A 2,110-nucleotide genomic window follows, 5' to 3' on the forward strand; every position below is an offset into this window, starting at 1 on the left:
AGCAGGGCCTGGAACCCTGGAACGGCGTCCGGTGGGTCGCCGTCGCCGGTTCCAACAGCCCCACGCACGCCGCGGACGCCACGCCCGGCCTGGAGCGCGGGGTGCGCTCGCTGCTCGAACACCGCTCCTACATCCAGGCGTTGACGGACGAGGACCCGGAAACGTACGTCCGGGGCTTCCTGACCGGCTTCGCGGAGGAGACGGGGAAGCGGTTCGGGGGCAGGCCCGCGGTGGCGTTCGAACTCTTCGGCCGGTGACGGAGTGTCAGGCGGCCACGGTGAGCGGCCCGACGACGCGGTGCGGGTTCACGACCCGCCCGTCCGGCAGGAGTTCACCGGTGTCGTCGAAGACGATGGTGCCGTTGCACAGCAGGTTCCTTCTCTGCACTTCACCCGGTTGGGTGGCGCCGGCCGTGTGGCTGGTCATGCAAGCTCCATCAATGGCCCCGCGCTCGTGCGTGATCGGGTGCGCAGGAAAGCGGCGCGTGGGGGCAGGGAGGGTTAACCGGTTGCTGACGGGTGCGGGTTGGCGGACACTGTCGCCGGTGTTCTCTGATGCAGATGTCGCCGCGCTGTATGACTTGCTGAACCCGTGGAATCCGGATCGGCGATCCGAGGACCGGTTCTACTTTCCGTTGGTGATGAGCTCGGAGTCCGTCTTGGACGTTGGTTGTGGGACGGGTGCCATGCTGAAACTCGCCCGCGAGCGTGGCCATCGTGGTCGGCTTGTTGGGCTGGACCCGGACCGTGCTGCGCTGGACCGGGCGCGGCGACGGACCGATGTGGAGTGGGTTGAGGGCACCGCAGCGGATGCCAGGCGCGGAGCCGACTTCGAGCTCGCCACAATGACTGGCCATGCGTTCCAGAACCTGCTCACCGACGACGAGCTGCGGACATCGCTCACCGCCATCCATGGGGCGCTGCGGCCAGGTGGTCGCTTTGCCTTCGAGACGCGGCATCCACAGGTGCGGGCCTGGGAGGAGTGGACGCCTGCGAACCCGAACGATGTAGTTGACCTTGTCGATGGTGCTGGGCGTGCTGTGCGGTACTGGCACGACGTCGATGCCGTCGTTGGCGATGTGGTCGCGATCCGCGGCACGGTGGCCAAGCCGGACGGTGCGGTGCTCCGTGTCCTGAGGGAGAGCTTGCGGTTCCTCGACGTTGCGACGCTCAACGCGTTTCTGGTCGAAGCAGGCTTCGAGATTCAGGCCCAGTACGGCGACTGGGATCGAGGGCAGATCACGGACGACAGCCGGGAGATCATCACCATCGCCTGCCGTATGTAGCCCGTCCCTTGCTGCTTCTGCGCCTTGCTGAGCTTGAGCCGGTTGAGATGTCTTGGGGATCACTAAGTAGGGTCGGGGACTGGCGCGGTGGCTGACGCTCCACCTGCTGCCGGTGATATCGGGTCGGCGTTCAGGATGCCCTGCGGTTCATGGACGAATCCCGCCGTGTGGCCGGCGGGTTCGGCGCCGTGGTTTCCGCGGGCGCGGACGACTTCGGCACGTCTGGTGATGAGTCTCGCAGACCGCCGAGCGCCAGGACCGTCATCACTACCGCGGCCCCCGCCGCCACGCCGAAACCGCCGTGCGCACCGCTCGCGTCCACCACTCGCCCCGCGACCGCCGCGGCGCCCGCTGATCCTGCCGCGTTTGCGGAGTTGCCCCAGGTGAACGCCTGGGTGAGGACGGCGCGCGGGACCGACGCCTCTGTGAGGACGGAGGCGAGGATCAGCAGGATCGGCACGGCGAGTCCGGTCAGGGCGAGGGTGGCGCCGACCGCGAGGGGCGCGCCGAGGAAGGTCAGCGGGAGGCTCGCGAGGGTGAGGCAGGCGGCGGCTGCGGCCTGGTGGCGCCGGGGTGAGCCGCCGTGGCGCCATGCTCCGTAGGCCCAACCGCCCACCAGATTGGTGCAGTTGAAGGCGAAGTAGAGCAGCGCTGCCGCGTCGGGCGTGCCGCGTCCGACGGCATACGCGGTGACGGACACCTGCATCGCGCAGAAGAGCACCCCGAGCGCGAGGCCGAGCGCGACCTGCCGCAGGAATGCGGAGCGGAGCAGGGCGCGTCCGGCGTGCCGGCGTTCGGCGTGGCCGGTGAGGGGCGGCATGGTGC

The 2,110-nt window shown here is 69.1% G+C and carries 2 protein-coding genes and 2 pseudogenes; 2 read left to right on the forward strand and 2 right to left on the reverse strand.

Annotated elements, in window-relative coordinates; all coding sequences use genetic code 11:
• Nucleotides 1–257, forward strand: a pseudogene (locus tag ACTWQJ_RS50705) (PIG-L family deacetylase); the annotation flags it as partial.
• 7 nt (nucleotides 258–264) lie between these two features.
• On the opposite strand, the gene ACTWQJ_RS50710 reads toward ACTWQJ_RS50705, so the two are convergent.
• On the reverse strand, nucleotides 265–426 hold the full coding sequence (locus ACTWQJ_RS50710) for a DUF5999 family protein (RefSeq protein WP_443313091.1): 162 nt from the start codon (nucleotides 424–426) through the stop codon (nucleotides 265–267).
• A 118-nt stretch (nucleotides 427–544) separates the two neighbouring features.
• Here ACTWQJ_RS50710 and ACTWQJ_RS50715 point away from each other — a divergent pair, with 118 nt between their 5' ends.
• On the forward strand, nucleotides 545–1,285 hold the full coding sequence (locus ACTWQJ_RS50715; RefSeq protein WP_443313092.1) for a class I SAM-dependent methyltransferase: 741 nt from the start codon (nucleotides 545–547) through the stop codon (nucleotides 1,283–1,285).
• Nucleotides 1,286–1,415: 130 nt separating this feature from the next.
• Here ACTWQJ_RS50715 and ACTWQJ_RS50720 read toward each other — a convergent pair.
• Nucleotides 1,416–2,110, reverse strand: a pseudogene (locus tag ACTWQJ_RS50720) (hypothetical protein); the annotation flags it as partial.

It is taken from the genome of Streptomyces sp. KR55, assembly GCF_052245645.1.
Taxonomy (GTDB): domain Bacteria; phylum Actinomycetota; class Actinomycetes; order Streptomycetales; family Streptomycetaceae; genus Streptomyces; species Streptomyces flavusporus.